The sequence below is a fragment of the Nocardia anaemiae NBRC 100462 genome (genome assembly GCF_001612725.1).
In the GTDB taxonomy this organism is placed as follows: Bacteria; Actinomycetota; Actinomycetes; order Mycobacteriales; family Mycobacteriaceae; genus Nocardia; species Nocardia anaemiae.
In genome coordinates this window covers 72,844-98,020 of record NZ_BDAZ01000001.1, presented here as the reverse complement: position 1 = coordinate 98,020, position 25,177 = coordinate 72,844, and the positions used below count along the sequence as shown (strand labels likewise).

The window sequence follows — 25,177 nt, the reverse complement described above, 5'->3', positions numbered from 1 at the left end:
CAAGATGATCTGAACACGGTTGTCGGTGCGGGAGGTCGGTCTTTCATGGGTTCTGTCCACGAAGTCATCGAGGCGTTCCGGCAGGCGCCGTCGAACTCGGAGCGGGGCACGAAGTTCGAGCATTTGATGGTCCGCTACTTCGAGCTGGACCCGATGCTGGCCCAGCAGTACGATGCCGTGTGGCGGTGGATCGATTGGCCGGGCCGCGCCGGTAAACCGGACACCGGGATCGACCTGGTGGCCCGTGAACGAGATACTGGCGAGTACACCGCGATCCAGTGCAAGTTCTACGAGCCCAGCCATACCCTCTCCAAAGTCGACATCGACTCGTTCTTCACCGCGTCAGGGAAGAAGCCGTTCACAAACCGGGTGATCATCTCCACCACCGACCGGTGGAGCCGCAACGCAGAGGACGCGCTCGAAGACCAAATCACTCCAGTGCAGCGGATCGGGCTGGCCGAGATCGCCGAGTCCCCGATCGACTGGAACATCGCCTGGCCAGCTGGTGAGCTGCGCGTCGACTTGTCGGAGGCGAAGCGTCATGGTCCCCGCCCCTACCAGCAAGACGCTATCGACGCTGTGTTCGCCGGGTTCGAGGCCGGCAGTGACCGCGGCAAACTGATCATGGCCTGCGGCACCGGCAAGACGTTCACCGCTTTGAAGATCGCCGAACGCACCGCTGTCGAAAATGGAGGCAGTGCCCGGGTTTTGTTCGCGGTGCCCTCGATTTCGCTACTCGCGCAAACGTTGCGGGAATGGACCGCGCAGACGCAGCTGGACCTACGGGCGTTCGCAGTGTGCTCGGATACCAAGGTTTCGCGCTCGGCCGAGGACTTGGGCATCCATGACGTCGCGATCCCGGTCACCACCGATCCCGGCAAGCTCGCCACCGAAATGGGACGTCGCAAGCGCGCCAAGGGCCTGACGGTTGTGTTCACCACTTACCAGTCCCTGCCCGTCGTCGCCGCCGCGCAGCAGAACGGGGTAGATCGGTTCGACCTTGCTATCTGCGACGAAGCACACCGCACTACCGGTGTGAAATTGTTCGGGGTCGAAGAGTCGAACTTCCAACGCGTCCACGACGCCGACTACCTCGGCGCCGATCGCCGCCTCTACATGACCGCGACCCCGCGCTTGTTCGACGAGAAGGTTCGCGAGCAGGCCGAGGAACACTCGGCTGAAGTGACCTCCATGGATGATGAGACCAAATACGGTCCTGAGTTCCATCGGCTCTCGTTCGGGGAGGCGGTCGAACATGGTCGGCTCACCGACTACAAGGTGATCGTGCTGACCGTCGACGAGCAACTGATCGCTTCGCCGATGCAAACCCAGCTCGCCGGAGAATTTAGCGAGCTACGCCTGGACGACGCGTCGAAAATCGTCGGCTGCTGGAACGGTCTGGCCAAACGGGCCGGGAGGACCCCGGACGGCATCGGATTCGCTCCCGGCGAGCCACCGATGCGCCGGGCGGTTGTGTTTGCCAAGGATATCGCCGCCTCCAAACAGGTCGCCGACGTGTTCCCCGCCGTGGTCGATGCCTACCGGGATCTGCTCGCTGACAACGAGAACGACGGCCAAGCCGCCGACAACACCAACCGCGACCTACGCTGCGTGGTGCGCCACGTAGACGGCACTTTCAACGCCCTGCAGCGCAATGCCGAATTGTCCTGGCTCAAGGCGCCGGTCCCCGAGGGCGAGTGCCGGATCCTCACCAATGCGCGCTGTCTGTCCGAAGGCGTGGATGTGCCCGCTCTGGATGCTGTGATGTTCCTCAACCCGCGCAACTCGGTGGTCGACGTCGTCCAGTCTGTGGGCCGGGTAATGCGTAGGTCAGACGGCAAGGACTATGGCTACATCATCCTGCCCGTCGCGGTCCCCGCAGGGGTTTCCCCCTCGCAGGCATTATCGGACAATCGCCGCTTCAAGGTGGTATGGCAGGTTCTCAACGCCCTGCGCGCCCACGATGACCGGTTCAACGCGATGGTCAACTCCATCGCGTTGAATGCGAAATCGGACACTAAGACTGGCAAGGGCAGCGACCAGTTGATGGGCGGGCATATCGGCCCCACCACCGACGGTCACGAATCGGTGGGCCACGGGGCGTCCACCACCTCCGACACCTCGGAGTCCACACCGGATTCGGGCGGGCAGATGGCCACCCAGATGGCGCTCTTCTCACTGTCGGAGTGGCAGGAAGCGATCATTGCGAAGATCGTCGACAAAGTCGGTACACGCGCCTACTGGGAAGACTGGGCGTCCGACGTCGCCGACATCGCCGCCGCACAGATCACTCGCATCGGCGCCCTCCTCGACACCGCCGACCCGGCCGTCGCGGCGGCCTTCGAGCAGTTCCTCCAAGGCCTCCGCGATAACCTCAACGACTCAATCAGCCGCGACGACGCGATCAGCATGCTGAGTCAACACCTGATCACCAAACCGGTGTTTGATGCATTGTTCGCCGACCATAACTTCGCCTCCCACAACCCCGTCTCTCGTGTGATGCAGACGATGGTCGACCGCCTCGGTGACTCCGGCCTCGAGGCCGAAACCGCGAAACTTCAAGGCTTCTACGACTCTGTGCGGGTAAGGGCTGGAGAAGTCACTACCGCCGCTGGCAAACAGAAGGTGATCGCCGAACTCTACGAGAAGTTCTTCCGCATCGGTTTCAAGAAGCAGTCCGAGGCATTGGGGATCGTCTACACCCCGGTCGAGATAGTCGACTTCATCCTCCACGCCGCCGACGACGCCTCCCGCGCTGCTTTCGGCCGCGGCCTGACGGACGAAGGTGTCCACGTCCTCGACCCCTTCACCGGCACAGGCACCTTCATGAGCCGACTCTTGCAGTCAGGGCTCATCCAGCCCAACGACCTGGCGCGCAAGTACACCAATGAGTTGCACGCCAACGAAATCATGCTGCTCGCGTATTACATCGCTGCTGTCAACATCGAGTCCACCTATCATGCGCTCCTCAACCGCGAGAGCCCTTCGGCGTACACACCTTTCGAGGGGATTGTCCTCGCCGACACCTTTCAGATCACCGAAGACGGCGACAGCCTCGACGCGGTCATGTTCCCCCAGAACAACGACCGAATCGTCAGGCAACTCTCCACCCCCATCAATGTCGTTATAGGCAATCCTCCGTACTCGGTCGGCCAGACAAGTGCCAATGACGCCAACGCCAACTTGGCCTACCCCACTTTGGACAAACGCATCGAGCACACCTATGCCGCCCGATCCAGCGCGGGACTCAAACGCAACCTCTACGACTCCTATGTCCGAGCATTCCGGTGGGCAACCGACCGTATCGGCGAATCCGGCGTGGTCGCGTTCGTGTCCAATGGCGGCTGGATCGACTCCAACAGCGGCGACGGCATTCGACTCTCCCTCGCAGACGAATACTCCCGTATCTACGTCTACAACTTGCGTGGAAACCAGCGCACCGCTGGCGAACTTTCCCGTAAAGAGGGCGGCAAAGTCTTCGGCTCCGGCAGCCGCAACACCGTCGCGATCCTCGTCGGCGTCAAAAACCCATCCCACACCGGCCCATGCCAAATCCACTACCGCGACATCGGCGACTACCGCACCCGCGACGACAAACTTCGCATCGTCAACGACAGCACCCTCGACACCATCGACTGGCAAACCATTACGCCCAACGCCCACGGCGACTGGATTAACCACCGCAGTGACGAGTTCGAATCGTGGCCAGCGATCGGCAACAAAGACAACGTCGACCTCAGTCCAGCCGTGTTCGCGATGTACTCCCTCGGTCTCGGCACCAACCGCGACCCGTGGTGTTACAACTTTTCACGCACCACTCTTAACAAGTCCGTCACGACCATGATCGACGCCTACGAAGCCACCCGCGCTGAGCTGCGCACCTACCAAAGCGCACATGGCATCGCGAAACTCACCCCCGCCAACATCGGAGATCTGCTGAAAGCAGGAGCCATCGACAACGCCGACCGCAGAGTCAGCTGGGGACGCGATCTCAAAACCAGTCTTTCCCGAGACCGCGCCATTTCATTCGACGCCGACAGCGAGCGGATCTCGGCCTACCGTCCCTGGACCAAGCAAGTGTCCTACTTCCATCGAAACCTGAACAACATGGTCTACAAGCTGCCCTCGATATTCCCGACCCCGGACCACACCAACCTCGGGATCGTCTTGACGGGTCCATCGTCGCATTACGAATTCACCCCGTTTATCACCGATCTGCTGCCCGACCTGCACCTGCTCGACACCGGCCAGTATTTCCCACGATGGACCTACGAGAAGGCCACCCCGCGCGAAGGTGAACTTGACCTCACCTGCGACAGCGACGATGCAATCGATGCTCACGGCTACCGTCGCATCGACAACATCACCGACGACATCCTCACCCACTATCAGGACACGATGGGCCAGCAGGTCACCAGGGACGACATCTTTTTCTACGTATACGGCTTGCTGCACGATCCCGCGTACCGAGAGGTCTACGCGGCTGATCTGCAGAAGATGCTCCCGCACATTCCGACCCCGAAGACCCGGGAGCGTTTCGAGCAACTCGCCACCGCCGGTCGCGCGCTGTCGAACCTGCACGTGGACTACGAGAAGGTTGCACCTTACGACCTCGATGTGCAGCTCAAGCCAGGTGCGAACGCAGAAGACCCCGCAACATGGCGGGTGCTGAAGATGAAGTGGGGCAAGACCAAAGATCCCGAGACTGGCAAGAACGTCGACGACCGCACCACCATCATCTACAACCCTAAGATCACCATCGCCGGTATTCCGGCCGACGCCGAACGCTATATGCTCGGTCCCCGCTCGGCGCTAGCGTGGATCATCGACCGCTACCAGGTCAAGTCCGACCCAGCATCCGGGATCATCAACGACCCCAACGACTGGTGCGACGAGCACGACAGCCCCACCTACATCGTTGACCTCATACGACGAGTCACCCACGTCGCGGTCGAGACGATGAAGATCGTCGACTCGCTCAAGTGAGATGCCAAGAACTCTTGACAGTCGTGCTTCTCAAGTAGGGTCCGCGTTGACAGCCTTCGCGGGCAGGAAGTCGGCCGAGCCGGTCCAGGGCGGGCACCACGCGGGTGTCGCCAGGTCGTAGGTACTCGAGGCAACGCCACAGTTCCTCGCTCTCGGCGTTCCTTGCCGGACTTCTTGTCCGCGAAGATCAAGACCATGCCCCGTGAACATGAAAACGAGCGTCCCTCCGATCGGAGGGACGCTCGTTTTCGTTGATGTCCTACTGCTGGGTGTGGACTGCCACTGTCGGAGTGCGGGATCCGGGGGTGAACTCGAAGTCGACGTCGACCCGCGGGACGAACAGTACGCAGATGATGTATCCCGCGATGACTGTCGGCCACTTCAGCTTCTTCGCGATCTGACGTGCGCTGATCGTGAACGTGCCCCGGACGGTGATGTCCGCCGCGATATCGCTGCTATCGGCATTCGGGTTCCGACGGTCTGCTGGAATATTCGTGTTAGCGGCCGCAGCCGCAGGACCGAGCCGGTCGATGGCAGCATTCACGGTGCCGACCTCGGTGTTCTGGAATTTTTTACCAGAACGAGACGTACTGGGCGTACTGTTGCCCATGTGGCGCACCCTCCTACGGTGATCTGACTGGCGTTGGTGAACTAACTGGTGTGTTGCCGTGAGTGGCGTTTCCCCGGGACGGGAGACGCCACTTTTTTTGTGACGACTCGGGCGTCACATCGATGAGATTACTTCTGGGTAGGCGCATTTGCAGCTACGCTTCAATGCTCGAAAGTGATGTTGAGGGCGAAAACCGAAGGTGGGGCGCCGTCCATCACGCTGGCACGGTGAATTGGCTTCACATTGGGGCTAATTCGACGAGGGGATCGCAGGTCTCATGGCTGATTCGAGTGCACGACCGTCGGACAAAGCACGCGTTCACAACACCCGCGAAAAGATCTTGGACGCGGCACATGACCTCGTGAAAAGCGCTGCCGCCGAGGGCCGGTACCTCCCCCAGCCCGCTCGATCGACACTTGCCGAGCTCGCCGGGGTGCACGATCAGACGGTGCGCCGGCACTTCCCGGATCACTTTTGGGGCGCGGTGTGCGCGGCGCTGTGCGAGCGATACCGGACGACCCCAGGAATGAATGCACCCGCCAATGTGCGCACCTGGGCGCAGGAATATTACGACCGACAGGCCGGCGCCCGGCTTGTTGCCGCCCCCACAGGGACCGATGAACTTCGGGATCGATTCGCTGCCGCCAGCACCGCCGACGATGACACCGAATTAGCTGTTTCGGCGAAAGCGCTGGTAGACAAGCTTTCTGGGACACCCGCCAACCTGACTGCGCACGCGGGCGAGATCATCGAGTGCGCAAAGAATGTGCGTGCTCGGGTCGGTGCGAGCAGCTCGATCGAGGCCACCGAAGCGACGCTGAGCCTCAATGACGCGGCGGTGCAGGCACATCGGCATCTCGCCGCGGGCCCGGGAGGCAGTGGAAACACCGCCTCCGAGCAGACCCGCCTGATCCTGCAGGCAGGTGATGGTGGCAGCGAAGGCGCTGTTGAGCGGACCCGTCGGATGCTCGACCAAGCGCTCTACGAACCGCAGCACATGCAAGCGATCATCCAGATCAAACGCTGGGACAAGGAGATCAGCGAGCGCTTGGGGCTGAAGGTGCGGGCCGTGCTCTCGCAGTTCCACATCGACCGCGCCGAAGCGATGATCGGACGGCAGCCCGAGGGCGAAATCGCTTCACTGCAGAAGGTGGTCACCGACCTTCGGGCCCTCCAGAAGGACGACGAGCACCCTGCATGTCCGACTTCCGCTGATGTGGTGATGCTCGTCGCGCGTCTGGCCGGGGTGAGCCTGGCCTACCCGGAGCTACTGAAGAACGATGAACTCACTGACACCCGGGCCGAATTGCTGCGGCTGTTTCAGATGGACGGCCATAAGGCGAAACAGCTGAAACGAGACGCCCTTTCGCTGTTCAAAATGGTCGACGACAAGCCCGTCGAAGCCATCGAACTGCTCCGTGCCCTGCGGTTCCGCGGCCCCGGTGACTACCTCATCGCCCGCTACCTCGCCAACCAGGCCGAAATGAGCGACGAACAGATCCAACACCGCTTCGGGCAGACACTCGGGCCACCGGACCACGTGCGCATCCTGCTGCTCAACCGCTCATGCTCATGCTACGACCGGGTGCGAGTGACATCGAGAGTCAGCGGATGCGCCGCGACACTGGCCGGAATGGCCGAAGCCGAGATGCTCATCGCGCAAAACCAAATCGCCATACTCAGCCACGGCGCGCCCCCGCCCGAAGTACCAACCGGCGATCAGACCATTGAGCACTTGCTGCGCAACATCAACGACCTCGTCCACCGCGCGGTCGTAGGTAAAACACTCGATCCCCGCCAAGTCGGACGCCTCGTCAACGCACTTGACCCGATCCGCACCTTCCTGATGGGCAGCGCCAAGCACAGGCTCTAGAGGGACATCGAACCGGCGAGCACCGTCCGCCGTGCACTCCCAGCAATCCGAATGGGCTGCGGTAGCTAACTCTGCCAAGCTAATCGTGATCGAATCACGTTGTTTTGCAACGCGATTCGATCGCAGCTCATTTTCACCTTCACGCGGTCGCCACACAGGCCATCCCGGCAAGAATCAACGGCGTGCAGTCGTTGCCGCCGGCGGCAGGTGCTTCTCGGCGTCGGCCAGGAGTGCTGAGGGCGTGGTGGACAATGCCTCGGCGAGATCCCACAATCGGTCGATCTGGACGCTGCTGTTTCCCAGCTCGATGCGAGCGATAGCGGGTTGTGAAACACCGGAGACCTTTGCCAGATCGTCTCGGGTCATCCCAGCCGACTCACGGGCACGGCGAATGGCTGCGCCGACCGCGTCCCGCCTCATCTTGCGCACCCTCCTCTGTTGCGGAGACAGCGAGGATTCCGGCACCGGCATGGCCGCATCATCGCATGCCTCACCTGACCAATCCCATGAGCTCGCTGTGCAGCAGGACGTATGTACGATAACGTGAATGTATCGCATGCGATACAAAGAGCATGTTAGGACACATATTCTCGCCGGGATAACACCGGATTGCCGCCTTCCTGGCTGGCAGCGCTTAGGAGGCACGGCGTGCAGGACAAAGCAGAAACCAGCGCAGCCCTCGTCGCCCGCGGCAGTGCTACCGACAGAAAGGCGGCCGCTGATGCACTGTGGAATCCCTCCCTGATCGGAGACGATGTCTGGCGGCAGATCGGCGTCGACCCGTCCACACTCAGCTCGGACATCGGCGGCATCGACCGGATCGACGGGTTCAGGCGATGCGGCGGTCACGATAATCCGCGGACCTACTCGATCGATGTGTGGTCGCAGGTCTACACAGTCGACGACTTCACACGCAAGGAAGCCGGGGTCGAGTTTGTCCCGGTCAGGATCGCGGACCGGCGCGGCCTGCGGTACCGCCCGGCGTCCGACAGGGCCGGCGATCACTGCAACCTGATCTTCGCATCTATCCTCGGCTCGTTCAGCATCGAGGTGTTGCGATTGGAGCCACGAAGTCGTGTCGCGTCCGACGATCGCGCTATCGAGGTCGCGAACGCCGTGGTCCCGCTGCTGCCGCGCTGAGTACGAGAACGAGAAACTAGCCCGATCTGGGCGGTTGGTCAGCGCCGAATGTCGGCACGCGCGCACTGATACGCTTTTCCCACCGAAGCTGGGTCAGCCATGCCCGGCGGTCGAGACCGGAGGGGGTGTGCGGTCATGGCGCTACCGGACAAGGGGCAGAAGAACGCTCAAGCGGCCTATGATGCCGCCAAGACCGGACTGTTTCAGTTGCCCGAGGATGGCGCCAAACGGCTCGCAGCCTCCTGCGACACGCTGGCGGATGGATTGCAAGACGAGATCGCGGCGGCCTGGAGTCTGGTCAACGTGACGGGTTTTCCCGATCTTCCGTCCGGGCATGCGTTGGCCAAGGGGTTCAGCGCGAAAGGGCGCGAGTACATCGAGGCGTTGACCGCGTTGCGGGAGACGGTCTTGCGGTACAAGGCGGCGTATTTGGCGGCCGGAAAACAGTTCGAAGACGCCGACGCCGCGAACCGCGCAGCGATCAAAGTCGCGACCGACCAACTCGAGGATCCCGCGTGACAGTAGTAAAAGCATTGCTACCCAAGATCTTTCGCCGCTATTCGGCTGTCTCGATTCTGGCCTTGGGTGCGTTGACGGTAGCTGGATGCTCCACATCAGGAGTTGGAAACCCGGTGGCCAGTTCCTCTGCCGCGACGGCCTCCGGATCAGGCTCGACCGCGGCGAGCACGGCAGGCCGGCCACCGTTTCCGACGTTGACCGCGCCCGACCTGCAGCCACCGAAGCAGCAGAACCAGAACCGCCCGGACGTCGCGTTCGACCCCTGCACCTGGATCGATGACGACACGATCAGCCATCTCGGATATGACCCGCGCTCACGCAAACGGTCGACCGACATCCACGCCGAGTACACGTTCCTGGGTTGTGCATTTAAGTCACCGGACAAGGCCTACACCCTGGGTGTCCTATCGGGCAACCGCACCTTGGACGAGGGCCGGGCGAAGTTCACCGACGAGAGCGCTCAGATCCAAGACACGACCATCGATGGTCACGCTGCGTTGATCGTGCGGCCGCAGGCGCCTAGCACCGGATGCACTGTTCTGTTGCAGACCAAGGTGGGGTACATCGACTTCGACCGCATCATCTTCGCGGATCACCTCGCCGGACCAGCTCCCGAAAGGTGTTCGGGGATGGTCGATTTGGTGCATGGGATCATTCCGCGTATCGGGGACAGCTGAATCGGGAGGGCGGCGTGGGTAGACGGACGAGTAAAGAGATCGCTGACGACATCAGCCAGCACCAGAGCCAGCTCGCTCATGTGAGTGGGTTCGGGTCGTCTGGCGTCGATCCGGCCTATGTTCCCGATCGGGAGTCGTTCGACAGCTATGGGCACCAGCAGATCTGGGATCTGGTGCACGAGAAGCTGGACCCCGGTGCTATGGGACAGATCGCAAGCGAGTGGAGCAAACGAGCCGACAAGCTTCACGAGCTCTTCGATACATTCTCCCGAGACGTGAAGAGCGAATTCGCGTCCTGGTCGGGAACATTCGCCTCCACCGCCCAACAGTCGACCGACGCGTTCGTAACCGCGGGAGGCGAACAGCACGACACAGCCCTGACGGTTCAGCGCCTGATGGACCTGAATTCCAGCGCCGCACAAACGGTCAAAGCCGCGATCCCGCCACCGCCCCCGCCCTATCAGGAAGATACCGATCCGGCGATGGAAGCCGCGAACGGGGCGGACCGGCGCACGGCATACAACGTCGCGGCAGCCGAGGCCGAGGCGACCGCACAGGACACGATGAACTTCGTGTACAACCCGACCTTGCCTGCGTCAGGTGACAGTGTTCCACGGTTCGTTCCGTTGCCGCCCGGCCCCGCTGCCCTCAGCCCCAGCGATGCAGGTAAGCAGCCGGGTGGTGACCCCGGCCAAGTCGATGTTGGCGCTAGTCCCGGCGAGAACGGCAAGAATGGTGAACCCGGTGACGGGCAGTCAATTGAGCAGCCATCTGCCGAAAACCCGCAACCAGACAGCCAATCGACGCCTACACAGACGAAGTCGTCGTCGCTGGATGACCCTGCCGCAACGAAACCTTCGTCGACCTCGAACACACCAACGGCCTCTGCCGGCACTACCCCTGCGACGCAGGCATCACCTGCGAGCGCGGCGCCTTCCACCCCGGGCTCGCCCGGCTCCAGCGTATCGGGTTCTCCTCGTGGTGCCAGTGGCGTCCCAGGATCGCCCGGAAGCCGTCCGAATGGACCGGGGACATCGGTTCCGGGGCAACAACCGTCACCTGTGGGAACCAACCCGTCCAACACGGCTGGCGCGCGCCCGACGACGGGCAGCTCGTCTGCGCCGATGAGCGGGATGCCGGGGGCCGGGCGCGGGCAGGGTTCGGATTCCGACCGCGGCAAGGGCAGCCCCGACTATTTGCGGCGCAAGTATGAGGAGCTGGGCAAGGTTGATCCGACGATGCCCGCCGTGATCGGTTGGGACGCAACCGATGACGCGCCACCACCCCCACCCAGGAGGTCTGACAATAGGCCGCGAGGGGATGGGTAGTGCGGTGGGTGTTCACCCCGGACGAGTTCAGTCATGTCTGGGCGACCGAGACCAGGCGCGATCGCCGTCCCTACCCGATCGATCTCGCGCCTCGGGGCACGGTGGGCACCGAAAGTGCAAGGGCCGCATTGAAACTCGCCGAGCGGTTTCCGCTCAATGGTGACCCGGACCTGACTGGGACATTGAAGTTTCTCGCCCGGACCGATGTCACGACGATCGCCGTGTTCGGTGACCGCTTCGCCGATGGGCAGCGTTTGCCCGACCCGATCCTGGCTCTCGGGGCCGTGTTCTCCGACTGGGGCGCGGCCGTGCTCGCGACCGTCGGCACTGTCACGTTGGTGTCCTGTCATGCTCGCAACGTCGCCAAACACCTGATCGCAGCGATGGGTTCGGTGCCGGTGGGCACGCTGGAGGTGATGCGGGAGCCTCGGCGGGCGGTGTTGTTCTCGGATCCCGGCCAGTGGCAGGAGACCGAGGACAGCCGCCGTGCCAAGCGGTTTCGGCACGTGTTGCGCCGCCCGATCGATGCCCGCGGCTACCTCACCATCACGGTGAACCCTGAGGATCCGATGTCGCCGCCACCACGGCACCGCACGTGGCTGGACTTCACCGGCGATGGTCGCTACCTGCTCACCATCGGCCACGACCTGACACTCACCCCTGTCGGCGATAGCGAGCTTGCCCAGCACATCACTCATCTCGCTGGAATCCGCTGACGGCCTGCATACCTGCGTCTTGAATTTACCCAGTTCACCGGTCTGATAGCCACATATTTACGGGTGATCTCGGCCGGGCTTGCCCGGTGTTGCTGTGATAGCGTCGCCCCGAGGCTGATGTCCGTGATGGGGAGGTAAGTCTGTTGGGGGAGATGCTCAAGGCCGACTTCGACGCGCTTCGCCGCTTGGCTCAGGACTTGTCGAGCAAGGCCGATGCGATCGCATACATACCGATGCCCGGTCTGGAGCAGGTGGTGATGCCCGACACCGATCTTGGCGAGGTCGCCACCGATGTTGCACAGAAGTTCTCGGCCGCCTTCGGGCGCCAGGCCGACAGTCTGCGGGCGATGTCGGATGCTGCCGGTACCAGCGCCGACGACTATGAGGCCGTGGAGCAGGCGTTTACCGACCAGCTGAACAAGCTGCGGGCTGAGCTATGACGATTCAGGTTCCGACCGTTTCCCAGGTCTTCAGTTGGAAGCCCGAAACCTTGACGCAGGCCGGTAACGATATCGCGGCTGCAGGGAAGAACTTCTCCGACCGGATGGCCGAAGCGCAACGCGCAGTAGACAATACAGCGTTGCATTGGCAGGGCAACGCCGCCTCAGCGGCCTCGGCGCGAGCTCTGACCGAATTCCTCGCTGCCTCGAAGGCATTCCGGGCCGCCGATGCTGTCGCGCAATCGTTCACCTGCGCTGGGTCGGCTATTACTGGGTACCAGGCTGCGGTGGTCAAGATCTATAGCGAAGCAACCGGTGCCGGGATGTCGGTGTGGCCCGATGGTGGTGTGACGGCGCCGGAGTTCCCGAACGCCAAGACCGACGCAGTGGCCGCCATGGTGCAGGGCAACCTGAACCGCGCCGCCGCCGATTACCAGACCCGCCTCAAAGAGCAGTTGGCCAATGCCGGCTCGGCTGTCGCGGCGGCGAAAGCCACCATCGCCGCCGGACTAGCGGACCTTGCCGCGCACGGCGGCCCGGGTGGGGGCAAGGATGGCGGCGGCACCGCTCTGAGCGGGCCAGCGGGCGCGGCTCTGGGTAAGAAGATCCACGACGCGGTCGCCTCGGGGCAGCCGATTCCCCCAGAGCTGCTGACCGAACTCGGTGAGGACATGAAAGCCTCCGGTATCCCGCCCGAGCAGCTCACGGCGTACCTCCAAGGGAACGGTGCGACCATCCCGGCCGCGACGCAGGAGTTCGCCCAGCAGTTCTTCAACAGCGCGGGTGCGGATGGCTTCATCGCTGCGAGTGAGCAATTGAAGGCGCAGGGACCCGGCGGGCAGGCCAGCGCGGCGGCGATGAGCAATGCACTGTTGATGCTGTCGGATGAGAAGGTCGGTACCGGTGTGGGCGCCAACGGCAAACCAACCTCGCCCGGCGGGTATGACCGGTTACCCCCCGACGTCAGGCAATTGATCTCCACCCGCGCGGGCACTCAGGGGCCTGATGCCAATACCCAGCAGTACCCCGACATGGGACAGCGCCCCGAGAGCGCGAATATGAACGCGTTCCTCACCAAACAGAACAAGTTCCTGGATGCGCTGGGCATGTCCGATCAAGGTATCGAACCGGGCACCAAGACGTCGACCGAACTGTACCGCCAGGGATCGCACCTGGCCTGGCAGCAGACCCATAACAACCAGCTGAACCCGGATTCCGGCTACCCGCTGGATGATTCGATCAGCAAGTCGGTTGAGATTGCCTCACGCAACCACGAAGGAACCACCGCCATCCTCACCGGTCAAGGCGGACCGGAAGTACTCGGAAGTGGCTACCATCCGGACACCGATGTGATGCCGCTGCTGCAACGGCATTGGCCCGACGGAACCAACGGTCCAGCGATCAACTCGATGCTCGACTGGATCCACCAGGACGCGCAAGTCACCGTCCTTCCTGGGGACCCGCACTATCAGTCGCAGCTCGACAATGCCAACCTTGCCGGGAGGTCCGCGCAGGGTCTGGCTCAGATCTTGTCCACCACCCATTCCTCCGACGGCACCAACAACTTCAACGTCCTGTCGACCGGTGAGAACTCTGCGGACGTCAAGATGCCCCACGGCGGGCAGATGACCCCGCAAGTCGCCCAGCATGTCGCTGGCGCCCTCGCGCCGTACGTCGGCAACATGGCAGGCGCTCCGGAAAACCTCACCGGCACACACGGATTCGGCACCCTCAATCCGGTCGAATCCACCCGTGTCTTCACCCTCCTCGACGGCGACCCGAAAGCGGCCGCCATCATCAACGGTGCCGCCATCGCCCAAGCCCACCAATTCGACAGTGCCTTCGCTCTCGGACAGGGCGGCCCGGAGTTGGCTCTGGACTCGGGGCGCTTACGTGGTCTCGTCGAGGGCGGTATCGCGGCCGAAAGCGGCCTTCACGGTTACGACGATCAATCGGCAAGCGACCACCGCAAAGAGCGCCTCGGTGCCGGATTCATGACCGCCAAGGAGTACATAAACCTGGGCGTCAAGGCACTGCCGTACGAGAAGTACGTGTGGTCGCCGATGGCCAACTCCATCGAAGCCTTCCTCAAAGACCCCACCGTCGGCGCGATCAACGACAAGCCTGCCACCCCCTACCCAGCGATCAATTACGACAACCTCGACCTCACCGAAGTACAAACCGACTCACGAGCGAGCGCGGGACGCCGCTACACCATGCTCGAAGCGCTCGTCGACTCGGGCCGCATTGACTCCCATACGCTCCCGGGCAACCTGGCCGACAACGGCACACTCAAACCGTTCGAACAAATCAAGAGCGCTGACGCGACACTCATTCCGCAGATCCTTGAAGGCGCGGGAGTAAACCCGAACCGCCTCAACCAGTACATGGACGATGCCCACAGCGGGGATAATGAAGTCAACCAGATTGTGTTCGGCGGCAACATGACTACTGCTGACCAACAGCTCTTCGTATCAGTCCTCAGAGGCGACAAGGTGCCGACCGCCGCCAATCAATGGAAATGAGGTTCAATTGATTCGCCCGCGAACCAGGTCGCCCATTTTTGTGGTCGCGACCGTCGCGCTCGGAATCTGTTCGGCAGGGTGTAGTGCGAATAATCCATCAGTGTCCGATCTCCCGAAATGGGATCCCTGCTCAGATTTTTCTGATGCCGCGCTAACGGAAGCTGGTCTGGATCCCGCACACAAGACAAGAGCACAGCCTCCAAAGCAAACATGCACTTTGTTCAGCGCGGATCCAGCCTTCTCAATAAACATTGAGTACAAGGCCGGGGACGGTGCTGCTGCATGGAAGAAGAGCAAGACCAGAGACCTGGAGTCGATAACGATCGGCGACCATCTTGGCGACCTGGACCATCGTACGGGCACCCCTGGACTGTTCGACTGCCTTATGAGACTCGATGTGCGCGGAGGTTATGTCGAGTTCGAGTTCATAGACTCTTTCGGTGGCCTGAAAGACTTATGCGGCGATTTGACTCGCGTAGTAACCGTGCTGGAAAAACACATCCCACCCGCCAAGTGACGGAAGGTTAATCGTGGCGAGTCATTACGACGAGGTCGGTGTCAAAGTCCTGCGAGCACAGCAGGCGCTGGCCGAGATTCGCGGGTTGGCGCGAGTCGGTGGCGTGACGATCGAGGTCGATTCGAAAGGACACCTGCAGGCGATTTCGGTAGATACCCAAGCCGTCGCCGCGGGCCCGAGCGGACTATCCGACCTGATCCTGTACGCGTATCGGCAAGCGGTTCAGGATGCCGAACCGCGTGCCGCCGCGGCAATGCAGGAACTGATGGACGATCCGCAGGTCGCGCGAGTAGTGGATATGACTGTTCAGCCAGATGTGCTGCCGATCCCAATGGTGCAGCCGTCGACACCGCAACCGGGCGGGCCCGATACGCGCAGGACCACTCCCACGGCAACATCCAGAGTGGACAGTCCTCCTCGTGCGCCACTATCGCCGCCGCCAGCCAGTACGACGTCAACGGGACCCGCCACGACCCGAAACGATGACGACTGGGATGAAGAAGACGACTACTACGCGCGCAAGCGGCGCCAGGGATGGCTCGAGCACTGAATCTCTACGCGTTGACCGTCGCCGGGGTTACTGGCGACCTGATCAGCCAGGCGTTCTTCACCGGCGCGAGCATGCCGTCGTCGTTCTCCACAAGCGCGCGGTTACAGATACCCGATGAGGTTACGGGCGCGCGGCTTGCGGTGTGCGAGATAGCAATTCGTGCGGTGGAGGATATGCCGATCGACCGTGGTGTTCGGGTCGATTACTTCGACCTCGAAGGAGATCTTGTCGTCGGCGTCGTGATGGATCACTAGCGAATCGCTCACTATTCGATAGATACCTCGGATATGTCTGTGTGCGGAGGCCACGAGATAGCGCAGCGGCGCGACTCGGCATCCGGCCGCTTCAGATCGTCGAGGGCTGCTGTGAGCTGGAGTTTTCGTGGCCTCTGCCAGATCGATCACCTCACCTCTCCTCAACTGGACCATCACTGCTGCTGGAGCTAGGCGGCGCGAAGTTATCTGTGTAGCAACATATTTCGTCCAGCATCATCAAGAGCCCATCAGGCCGCGACGCAGACCTTATGCTGACCGTTGTGGCGCACACCGACATCGAAACAGCGGTTTTGCTCGCGCTGCTCAACGCCCGCCCGGCAAAGATGCGATGGCCCGAGATCGCTTCGGAAGTGGCGCTGCGGCAATCGGCTACCGCGCTGTGGGACGAACACTATCCTCGCGGCCACGAGGCCCACTCAGACCCGAACGGTCACATCGCGGCCGCTGTGAAGCAGCTCGCCGAGTGGTCCGACGCCGACTTCACACTCGTCACCGTCCTCGACGCCGGCTATCCGTTGGCACTACGAGAGATCCATCAGCTACCCCCGGTCCTGTTCGTCCGGGGCAACCTCGATCCCGCACAGATCGGGGTGTCGGTGGTCGGATCTCGAGACGCTTCGCCGCGCGGGCTAGACATCGCAAGCCGCGTCGCACACGGGCTGACCGATCGAGGGATCGCGGTCCTGTCAGGGCTGGCCGCGGGCATCGACACTGCCGCGCACCAGGCCGCAATCGACCGTGGAGGTCGACCTATCGGTGTGATCGGCACAGGGATTAACCGTACCTATCCCGCTCAGAACAAGCAGTTACACATGCAGGTGGCAGAAGCAGGTGCGCTGGTATCGCAGTTCTGGCCCGACGCACCACCGAACAAGCAGACCTTCCCGATGCGCAACGCCACCATGTCGGGTCTGGGCAGAGCGTCAGTCGTGGTCGAGGCATCAGAGATCAGCGGTGCCCGAATACAAGCACGAGTGGCGGTCGAGCACGGCCGACCAGTTGTCCTGAGTGATCTCGTAGTGCAGAAAACAGATTGGGGGAAGTCCCTGCTCGGCCGACCTGGCGTATACGAGGCCGGAAGTGTGACCGAAGTACTCGGCATCATCGACGACATCCTCGATATGCCCGTCAACACCGCAACGATGGCACCGAGCTTGAAGGACCTCAGATTGCCATGACGTCCGCAAGTCGCGCTGAACTCGTCAATCGCACACGTATAGAGCTGATCAGTTCCGCCGGGGGGTACTTGCACAACACTCTCCACATCCCTACCGTGACCTGTTCGGTCTGCGCGGGCCCCGTCGACGGCTATAACCGCTGCTACCGCTGCCAGAGCGCGCTGTCGACCGCCGGCATCGCCGACCTCGTGGCCTGCCTGGCCTATGGCATCAATTCCCAGCAGTCGGGCAACATGCTGCGCCACTACAAGGACGATCCGATGCCAGCGGTACGACGGCGATTGCAGACTGTCATCAGCCGAATCCTGTTCCTGGGCATCGTTCTTCACGAGCCTTGCATCGGGAAGGTCGTAGGCTCCCCGGTCACACTGCGGGTCACCGTACCGTCGCTGCGCAAACGCGCCGGAACCCACCCGCTCGACGACTTGGCCACCGGTATGAACGCGCTCGACCCATCAGTGCGGCTGTCAGCAGCCACCTGTGTGCACGACGACCGTCCGATCGACAACGCCCTGTTCACCGTCAACCAGCCTGGATCGGTACGCGGCCAGCATGTGCTCGTCCTCGATGACACCTGGGTCACCGGGTCCCGCGCCCAATCGGCAACGCTGGCCTTGCGCGCCGCAGGTGCCGCGAACGTCAGCATCTTGGCCATTGGCCGATGGCTCAACACCAGCCATACGCCCACCAAGTCGTTCATTTCGACGCACCTCACCAACGACTACGAGCCGTTGCAGTGTCCAGTCACCGGCGGGATATGCCCCTGAATCAACCCATTTCGTTTGACTTCGATCCTAAGCAAATCGAATTATCACAGCTCAGAGCACCTTTCACCATTTCAGGACAGCATCAGCCGCAAATCTGAATGACCGGCCGAGGCTAACGATCCAGATCCCGAACCCGCTGGTAGTGGAGGGTCCGAAGATTCGGATCGGGCCCGTCGGTACCCGCAGTACTGCAACAGGTAGCGATTGCTGATGGCGACCGCCAGACAGAACCAGCCGACGACGCAGCGTCCGAACCGGGCGCTGTGGGTGCGGTGCGCATGCATGACACTCGTCTCCGCCGGCGCGGGTGCGCCTCCTACCGGCATGGGCGCAGACCCCGATCCCCCGGAAGACCGCATGGCCGGTAGCGCGTTGTCCGGAAGTGTCAGCTGGGAAGTCCAGTGTTGTACATGATGAGCAGATGGGTAAGAACCCCGCACAGTTGAACCAGAAGCAGGTCGACGTCCTCGAATGGATCCTCAATGGGTGTCCCGAGGGCGTCTTCACCGGATACGAACACCGGGCAATCGCGCGCGCCTTGGAACGACGTGGCCTCATCACCATCAGCGGGAAAGGGCGCACCTGGGCAGCGGCGATCACTGACGTCGGCCGGAAGTGGCATGAGGCACCGGCGAAGGTAATGCCCGATGAGGCGGACGCGGACAGACTGATCGTTCAGGTTCAGGAGGCGGGCGGACGTCTCGTTCTGGAGCAGGATCGCGCGATCGAGGAATCCTATGGACGGCTCGTCGCTATGAGCTTGAAGTCCCCGGCCCGACCCAGAGGCAAGAAGCTGGACATGATCTCGACCGGGAAATGGGGTTCCGGCCCGAAAGCCATCGTCTTCACCGAACACTTCGACGATCTGGTCGACGCGCGTCCCGTCCCCGTTCCCGAGCGCATCACGAAGTACCACCCGGCAGTGAAAGCATATGTGGCGGACAAGGACTGGCACTTTGTCAGCAGCGACCACGTTGCGCGCGCTGCGCGGATACTGCAGGCAATCGCTACCGAGGCCACCGCCCGCGGCATCGACACCGCAACGCCCACCGCTGCCGCGAAGGACACGGACGCATACGAAGCCCGTTCCCTGAACAGATGTCACCTGGCACTACGGACACCGGCTGGGGTCTACGGGCTCCAGATCAAGGAGATCGCCACCCCAGGCGCACCGAAAGTAGATCCAAGGCAGTGGCGGGAACGCAAGAGGATGCCTGCGTGGATTAGACACCGCGGTTGGGAGTTCATCGGCACAGGAAAGCTCGAGCTCGTAGTTCAAGGGCGAGGGAGTAGCTACAACGGGGACCACTATCGTGACGCGAAGACCGTCACGGTGGAGGACAAGCTCCCCGAGGTATTCCGTGCCTTCGAGATCCATAAGCTTCGCGCCGACTGGCAGGAGCAGAAACGTGAGCATGAGGAGATCGAACGCCGAAGCCGCTGGGAAGCGGCGATGGCGGTCGCGAAAGGGAAGTACTTCGAGCACGCTCGGTGGGAGCACTTCAAAGACTGCTCACGCGAATGGCAGGCCGTCAACCAGCACCGGCGCTTCCTTGCCGCGGCAAGGGACGCTGCTGAACGGTACAGCGGAGACGACCGCGACGCCATCCTGCGACACCTCGACGACGCTGAACATAGTCTCGACGCGCTGGACCCGGTCCTGCAACTGTCACGTATCGCACCCAACGTGTCAGAGCCGAAGCCAGAGGACCTCAAACCCTTCCTTCAAGGCTGGAGCCCGCATGGCCCGAACGGACCACTCTGGTAGTAAGGCCCTGCGAACTTGATCGGCATCGAGCGCTCGTGCGACAGACTTCATCACTCCCTGCACAGTTGCATCGCCGATCAGAAACTTTGGCACTCAACAATATTAGACCGCTCGGTATGTGTTGCCTCGGCGGCGGCGGACGATAAGCCGTGCAGAGTCGACTAGGCCATAGCGCTCTCGGACCATGCTCCACGAAGGGGCAGAGAGTGATCCGCGCTTTTGCGGTGAGCGCTTCACGTTGCACGACTCGGGCGCGACATAGCGGGCACAGGCGAGCACCTCCTGGGCGGCGAGAGCTCGTTGCGTAATCTATCGGACGCGCATGAGCTTCGAGAAATGTTCCGCGCCAATGGGATACCCTGTTCTGGTGCCGCCACGCTCATTACCCTCGTCCGGTGCGGGGAATCGGATAGACAAGGTCGATGACGGCCAATCAGAGGTCGGTCCCTTCCTGAAGTGGCCTGGCGGTAAGCGCTGGTTTGTCGAGATGCATTCACACCTTTTCCGCAGTCGCCGGTTCGACCGGTACATCGAACCCTTCCTGGGGGCAGGATCGGTGTATTTTCATATAAAGCCAGAACGCGCTGTTCTGGGTGATCTCAATGAGGATTTGATTACGGTTTATCGCGGGATCCAAAAGGATCCGCATGCCATTCAGATGCTGCTGGAAAAACATCACAGTTCTCACAATAAGGAGTATTATTACGAGGTGCGACAGCGGGTCCCCCGCTCACTGGCCGCACGTGCAGCGCGGACTATATATCTAAACAGGACTTGCTTCAACGGAATATACCGCGTCAACCAGCGCGGCGAGTTCAATGTCCCGATCGGAACGAGAAGCCGGGTGGTGCGAGACTCCGATAATTTTGCTGGAGTATCCAAACTGCTGGCAGGTGCAGAGCTTTGGCACGGTGACTTCGAGCCGCTCGTAGATGATGCGCAACAAGGCGATCTGGTCTTCCTGGATCCACCATATACCGTTCGGCACAACACAAACGGTTTTATCAAATATAACGAACAGCTTTTCTCATGGGACGATCAAGAGCGATTGGCGAAGGCTGCGACGCGAGCTGCGGAACGCGGTGCCTATGTCATTGTGACCAACGCGAACCATCATACGGTTCGAAAGCTCTACCCAACCAGCTATTTCAGGGCCAGGCGCGTGAGCCGATTCTCTTCGATCTCTGCGTCGAGTGATAGCCGTAAGCATTTTGAAGAATTGATCATCATCAGCAAACCACAATAGCAGATCGAAAGGGGGAGGCCGTGCAGTCAGATGACTTCTTTGCACGCCTTGACTATCAGGAGACGCCGCTCGCCGCCTTGACCGACTTCCTGGATGCTGAGGGGCGCTTCGAACACGCTCAACAGGTCGATAAGATGCGGTTTGTCGGTTACGTGCTCGAACTTGGGTACGACACGGCGACCATCATCACCTCCGACCCATATAAGGTTGCGGTGGGCGGTATTCCGAGAGGTTCTTTTCTCATTCTAGCGCCCAACGATCTCAAGGGGCTGCCGCCGCACTTCACCCTTCTGCGGGTCAGCGAGACCGCGCCGACACCCTTGTCGATGCAGGTGCAGCAAACGTATTTCGAGCTTCACAAGAAGTCCATGCCTGAACTGGATGTGTGGACTCAGAGTGAGTTGCAATGGGGGGCTCTGAGATGCGCGGTGCTCGGGATGTTCTATCCAGACAGGGGCGATCGGACCAAGGTTGCCTTCTCCGGGGACGTGAACACGGTCGTGAGTGCGCATCGATACCGCGTCTACGCACCGAACGAGGCGCTGCTGGATCTCATCGTCAACGGACTGGTTCAACGGCGAGCTGGCAAGCCACTCGCGATTGGGGAACTGCGCCCCACCGAGAACGAGCTGGCCGCGATCCTCAACAATGACGCGGGACAATCGGTGTCCACCACGGTGAAGGTGTCGGTGCAGGACTTCAAGGGCGCTCGCACGGCCATGTTTGGCAAGACGCGGCTCGGGAAGTCGAACGTCGTCAAGCTCCTGGTTCAGGCAATCATCGACGCCACTGCGATCGATCGATCTGTCGGCCAGCTGATCTTTGATATCAACGGGGAGTACGCCAACGACAATGAATGGGAGAACTCGAAGTCCATTCGGAGTGCCAACGAGCATGTATCTGAAGTCTACGCGCTAACACAGCGCGAGAGTACACCTTCGAAGCCATTGCGCTTGAATTTCTATGAACAGCCAGCGTCAGCAATTAATATCCTTGGATCGCTGTTGTCACAGGATAACAAGAAGTCTGACTATATTGAGGGTTTCGCGAGCGTCGACCTGCCGTCGATCGAGGAGGTGCAGAATGACAGCGACCCAAGCAGTCATACCAGAGGTATGCGCCGCATCCAAGCGTTCTGGGCCATCCTTCATGTTGCCGGATACCGAGCTGACGAGGGCCGTCTGGCGAAGCTGCGTAAGTCCGAGGACGGAAAATGGTTCACAATTAGATCCTCGGCTGGCGTTCTGGACCCGTCATTCAGTCAGGATGCCCGAGCTGCAGCTTATGGGAGCAGCGAGCCACCAAAAAAGCCGCAAACTCTCGACGAACTCGTTGACGAGTTCCGCACTATTATCGAGTTTTATCGCCTCGAACTAAAGGATGACGACAAGCGTAAGAAGGTTCATGACGAACTGTCTCGGAAGTTCAGTGCTGACGATAGAGCTCTTTTCGATTTTCTAGTGCCGCGGCGATCTTCCAGTACCGGCGCCACTCTTCTGAACCGTTACCGGAAATATCACCACCCACACGCATCCGATTTCGAACGTGAGATTCTGGAATCACTCGATACCGGAAAGACGGTCATTCTTGATTTAGGTAACGCAACCGACGAGATCCGTGAGTTCTTCGCAGATAGTTTGTCCCGTGCGATATTTCGCCACCAAGAAAGTAAATTTACTTCTGCGGCACTCGGCCAACATTACGTACAACTCTACTTTGAGGAAGCCCATAACCTCTTCCCCGCCAAGGCCGACCTCAAAGGCGTATACGCCCGATTTGCCAAGGAGGGCGCAAAGTTCCACATCGGCATGACTTACTCTACGCAGTCACCGTCGACGATCTATGGAGAGCTGCTCAGCCAGACCGAGAACTTCTTCGTTGGCCACTTGTCCTCCTCCGACGAGACGCGGGCACTGGGCCGGTTGCAGCGGGCTTTCGTTGGCGTCGAAGAAGAGATCATGCGCTCGCGCACACCAGGTTTCATGCGCATGCTCACTCAATCACACCGGTTCGTTGTCCCTGTCCAGGCGAAGCTGTTCGAAGCCGGAAGTGGGCGCTGATATGCCATATCAGGGTGGAGAACGCCTCACGTCGACCGAGCGGGCCAGCAAGCTCGGACACTTGGAGGTGGTGAAGAGTCCGTTCGTCAAGCAATTGGTAGACCAGTTCGAACGGCCAGAACCCACCGATACAGAGCCCGGCAAGGACCTGTGGACTGAATTCGATCCGGAAGGCGTCGAACCGCTAAGTCTGGTGCTCGCCGTCGATGGCTCTTTCCAACCCGTCACCTCCGACGACTACCCCCCTCGGTCGGTCGCCTTCATCAAGACTGCGCTGGTGCGAATCGATAGGCGGCGGCTCGACCGGATCGACAAGGAGCTGCCGCACCCGGTGTTGATGAAGGCGCTGATGTCCGAGTCGGCACTGCAATCATCGACGGTGCTGCCCCTGCGCAACATCCGCGTTCCCGGCACCACTAACTACCATCTCGTTCGCACTATCGTCCGAGATTCCTTCCAGATCGAGTCCGACGGTCTGGTCCACGAGACGCTGAAATGGCTTGCGTATCGCAAATGGCGGCCCGGCGAGCGATCGGCATCACCCGAGTTCCGCTGCCCACACTGCCCGAGCGACGTCAGCGGCCTCCCCTACGACGCGGACACTGGCACCTGCGATCACTGCGGCGGCGATGTGTACCTGTCGGACATGATCGGCTTCCACCTCGAAATGGGCGAAGACCAGGCGCCTGACAGTGTGGCCTCGGCGTACATGCTGATGCATGAAACGCTGCTGCTGTTCTCGGTGATCCGGCACTTCTGGGACCGCGGCGACCAGTCGTCACTGAGCAACGTACTGCTGATCAAAGACGGGCCGTTGTCGCTACGCGGCCAGTACTCGAAGCTGGTCGACAACATCCGCGACCTACTTGCCTACGCCAAAGCCCACGGATGGCCAATCCATCTCATGGGACAGGAAAAAGGCGGTCGCTTCGTCGATCACCTCAGAGAAATTGAGCGGTTCACCAAACCGAAAACTCGCGGCGACCTAGCCCGATATGCCGTCTTGTCTCACCGATATGTCCGCGAAGAAGTGGACCACGCCGCCGACCGCGTCAATCCTTACGGGCTCAAGACCAACTACGGCGAGAAGGTACTGGTCAAACTGGATCCACACACGTCGATGGTGCTCTCAGTGCCGACTGGTGCCTACAGTCCGAATCCGGATTTTCCTTCAGGTAAGGATGACATGATCGGACTCGACCGAATCTTGGCGACGCTGCCCAGGATCATCAGCTACCAGCATGAGGGGGCATTAGTGCCGATTTCGTTGGCTCACGGTGTCGCATCGCTGTCGTCATACCCGTCTGCCGCTGTGCTGAAACTATTTGCCGGCCTGTAGGTTTGCGGATGCGGGGATGAGGTTCCCCACTTTCTTGGAGAGCTTGATCTTCGATGACAGCACCACGCAAGCGATCACTATTCACAACGACAACGCAACGCAGGACAGAGCCGTGACCGCCGCGGGAGCCGAACTCACCCACCTACGACCCGATCCGCACTACGCACGCGTTCGGAACCTGCGCATCGCGAATGACATATCGGCGATGGCGCTGCCACGTGCGGCCCAGGCTGCTGCCGTGGTGTTCACGGCAACCGGCTTGAGGGCGATCGGCCTGGCCGGATCTTCCGAGCCGGCAGCCATCGCGACAGCCGCACTGCATTCCAATAGTCATGCGCGCCAACACTTCTCCCGCCATCGACAATCATGCAGCGGCAAGGGTGGCGGACTATGTGCGAGTCGCTTCACGCCGAGCGAGCCGACAGGCCAAGACACGCTGTCACCACTGTCGCGATGACCGCACACCCCCGCAATGACAGGGCTACGCTAGCGTCAACCGGCGGGTTACAGGATTACAGGAATCCGCACCTACAGGAATACAGAAAACCTGTCGGTACCCTGTGCAAGGATTCGAATAAATGTTCGAATGCCCATATGCTTAGGAGGGCAGGTGACACACACACACACTCACCCAAGCTGGGGGGATACCTCAGAAGATCCCAG

General features: G+C 61.2%; 21 protein-coding genes. 19 read left to right on the top strand and 2 right to left on the bottom strand.

Annotated elements, in window-relative coordinates:
* The first annotated feature begins 45 nt into the window (after nucleotides 1–45).
* Nucleotides 46–4,986: a DEAD/DEAH box helicase gene (locus tag NA5_RS00435; RefSeq protein ID WP_062980647.1), complete on the top strand. Its 4,941-nt coding sequence runs from the start codon at nucleotides 46–48 to the stop codon at nucleotides 4,984–4,986.
* Nucleotides 4,987–5,245: 259 nt separating this feature from the next.
* Here NA5_RS00435 and NA5_RS00430 read toward each other — a convergent pair whose 3' ends face one another.
* Complete coding sequence (locus NA5_RS00430; protein WP_157110164.1) at nucleotides 5,246–5,596, bottom strand: hypothetical protein; 351 nt, start codon at nucleotides 5,594–5,596, stop codon at nucleotides 5,246–5,248.
* 433 nt (nucleotides 5,597–6,029) lie between these two features.
* Between NA5_RS00430 and NA5_RS00425 the strand changes: the two genes are divergently transcribed.
* Complete coding sequence (locus NA5_RS00425) at nucleotides 6,030–7,469, top strand: hypothetical protein (RefSeq protein ID WP_157110163.1); 1,440 nt, start codon at nucleotides 6,030–6,032, stop codon at nucleotides 7,467–7,469.
* Nucleotides 7,470–7,643: 174 nt separating this feature from the next.
* Here the strand turns inward: NA5_RS00425 and NA5_RS00420 are convergent, their stop codons facing one another.
* The gene (locus NA5_RS00420) at nucleotides 7,644–7,940 is read right to left on the bottom strand and encodes a helix-turn-helix domain-containing protein (RefSeq protein ID WP_062980641.1); all 297 of its coding nucleotides are present in this window, start codon (nucleotides 7,938–7,940) and stop codon (nucleotides 7,644–7,646) included.
* Between the two features lie 177 nt (nucleotides 7,941–8,117).
* Between NA5_RS00420 and NA5_RS00415 the strand changes: the two genes are divergently transcribed.
* The 17 genes from NA5_RS00415 to NA5_RS40045 all read left to right on the top strand — a co-directional run bounded on the left by NA5_RS00415 (nucleotide 8,118) and on the right by NA5_RS40045 (nucleotide 24,971).
* A complete protein-coding gene (locus NA5_RS00415; RefSeq protein WP_062980639.1) occupies nucleotides 8,118–8,609 on the top strand; it encodes a hypothetical protein in 492 nt (163 codons plus the stop codon).
* A 135-nt stretch (nucleotides 8,610–8,744) separates the two neighbouring features.
* Complete coding sequence (locus NA5_RS00410; RefSeq protein WP_062980637.1) at nucleotides 8,745–9,128, top strand: hypothetical protein; 384 nt, start codon at nucleotides 8,745–8,747, stop codon at nucleotides 9,126–9,128.
* Nucleotides 9,125–9,805: a DUF3558 domain-containing protein gene (locus NA5_RS00405; RefSeq protein ID WP_084483774.1), complete on the top strand. Its 681-nt coding sequence runs from the start codon at nucleotides 9,125–9,127 to the stop codon at nucleotides 9,803–9,805. The genes NA5_RS00410 and NA5_RS00405 overlap by 4 nt, the downstream gene beginning before the upstream one ends.
* A 14-nt stretch (nucleotides 9,806–9,819) precedes the next feature.
* On the top strand, nucleotides 9,820–11,133 hold the full coding sequence (locus tag NA5_RS41590) for a hypothetical protein (RefSeq protein WP_174555174.1): 1,314 nt from the start codon (nucleotides 9,820–9,822) through the stop codon (nucleotides 11,131–11,133).
* Nucleotides 11,133–11,849: an ESX secretion-associated protein EspG gene (locus tag NA5_RS00400; RefSeq protein WP_062980633.1), complete on the top strand. Its 717-nt coding sequence runs from the start codon at nucleotides 11,133–11,135 to the stop codon at nucleotides 11,847–11,849. Before NA5_RS41590 ends, NA5_RS00400 begins: the two co-directional genes overlap by 1 nt.
* A gap of 152 nt (nucleotides 11,850–12,001) precedes the next feature.
* Nucleotides 12,002–12,289: a hypothetical protein gene (locus NA5_RS00395; RefSeq protein ID WP_062980631.1), complete on the top strand. Its 288-nt coding sequence runs from the start codon at nucleotides 12,002–12,004 to the stop codon at nucleotides 12,287–12,289.
* Complete coding sequence (locus NA5_RS00390; RefSeq protein WP_062980629.1) at nucleotides 12,286–14,814, top strand: TPR repeat domain-containing protein; 2,529 nt, start codon at nucleotides 12,286–12,288, stop codon at nucleotides 14,812–14,814. The genes NA5_RS00395 and NA5_RS00390 overlap by 4 nt, the downstream gene beginning before the upstream one ends.
* A gap of 100 nt (nucleotides 14,815–14,914) precedes the next feature.
* A complete protein-coding gene (locus tag NA5_RS38965) occupies nucleotides 14,915–15,331 on the top strand; it encodes a DUF3558 family protein (RefSeq protein ID WP_169811238.1) in 417 nt (138 codons plus the stop codon).
* Nucleotides 15,332–15,344: 13 nt separating this feature from the next.
* Nucleotides 15,345–15,881: a YbaB/EbfC family nucleoid-associated protein gene (locus tag NA5_RS00380; protein ID WP_062980625.1), complete on the top strand. Its 537-nt coding sequence runs from the start codon at nucleotides 15,345–15,347 to the stop codon at nucleotides 15,879–15,881.
* A gap of 11 nt (nucleotides 15,882–15,892) precedes the next feature.
* Nucleotides 15,893–16,135, top strand: coding sequence for a hypothetical protein (locus NA5_RS40050; protein WP_157110160.1), 243 nt, complete (start codon nucleotides 15,893–15,895; stop codon nucleotides 16,133–16,135).
* Between the two features lie 281 nt (nucleotides 16,136–16,416).
* Nucleotides 16,417–17,334, top strand: a complete 918-nt coding sequence (locus tag NA5_RS00375; protein ID WP_218020026.1) for a DNA-processing protein DprA — start codon at nucleotides 16,417–16,419, stop codon at nucleotides 17,332–17,334.
* Nucleotides 17,331–18,101: a phosphoribosyltransferase gene (locus NA5_RS00370; RefSeq protein WP_062980622.1), complete on the top strand. Its 771-nt coding sequence runs from the start codon at nucleotides 17,331–17,333 to the stop codon at nucleotides 18,099–18,101. Before NA5_RS00375 ends, NA5_RS00370 begins: the two co-directional genes overlap by 4 nt.
* 421 nt (nucleotides 18,102–18,522) lie before the next feature.
* Nucleotides 18,523–19,869, top strand: coding sequence for a hypothetical protein (locus NA5_RS00365; protein WP_062980620.1), 1,347 nt, complete (start codon nucleotides 18,523–18,525; stop codon nucleotides 19,867–19,869).
* A 322-nt stretch (nucleotides 19,870–20,191) separates the two neighbouring features.
* Entirely contained in the window at nucleotides 20,192–21,115 is a 924-nt protein-coding gene (locus tag NA5_RS38960; RefSeq protein ID WP_218020025.1) for a DNA adenine methylase, read from the top strand.
* A 20-nt stretch (nucleotides 21,116–21,135) separates the two neighbouring features.
* Nucleotides 21,136–23,175, top strand: coding sequence for a helicase HerA domain-containing protein (locus NA5_RS00350; protein WP_062980613.1), 2,040 nt, complete (start codon nucleotides 21,136–21,138; stop codon nucleotides 23,173–23,175).
* Nucleotides 23,176–23,236: 61 nt separating this feature from the next.
* Nucleotides 23,237–24,514, top strand: coding sequence for a hypothetical protein (locus NA5_RS00345; RefSeq protein WP_218020024.1), 1,278 nt, complete (start codon nucleotides 23,237–23,239; stop codon nucleotides 24,512–24,514).
* Nucleotides 24,515–24,548: 34 nt separating this feature from the next.
* On the top strand, nucleotides 24,549–24,971 hold the full coding sequence (locus NA5_RS40045; protein WP_157110159.1) for a hypothetical protein: 423 nt from the start codon (nucleotides 24,549–24,551) through the stop codon (nucleotides 24,969–24,971).
* Nucleotides 24,972–25,177: the final 206 nt, after the last annotated feature.